The sequence below is a fragment of the Gardnerella sp. C0684A1 genome, from assembly GCF_055326835.1.
In genome coordinates, this window is sequence record NZ_JBLTSX010000063.1 from 1 (window position 1) to 251 (window position 251).

Sequence of the window (251 nt, forward strand, 5' to 3'; positions counted from 1 at the left end):
TCGCTTCACGGGTATCGTGCCCCTCGGGTCCGTGCGGCCAGGATGGCTAGTCGAACAAACCCCGTTCCGGAACCAGGATTACATCTCCTGCGCGCAACTTGATATTCCCCTCCAGATCGAGGCCGGCCTCGTAGGCGCTGTAATTGAACATGAAAATGGTCTCGTCGCCGCCTGCGGCGCGACGCCTCACCTGGATCTTCTTCTTCGCGGCAAATGGCCCGACGCCGCCGGCAAGCGCGATCGCCTGCATC

1 protein-coding gene is annotated in these 251 nt (G+C 62.2%); it reads right to left on the reverse strand.

Features of this window, described 5'->3' with window-relative positions:
• Positions 1-46: 46 nt before the first annotated feature.
• Positions 47-251: hypothetical protein (locus tag ACNEUN_RS06355; RefSeq protein WP_463631604.1), on the reverse strand; the 205-nt coding region annotated here is incomplete at its 5' end.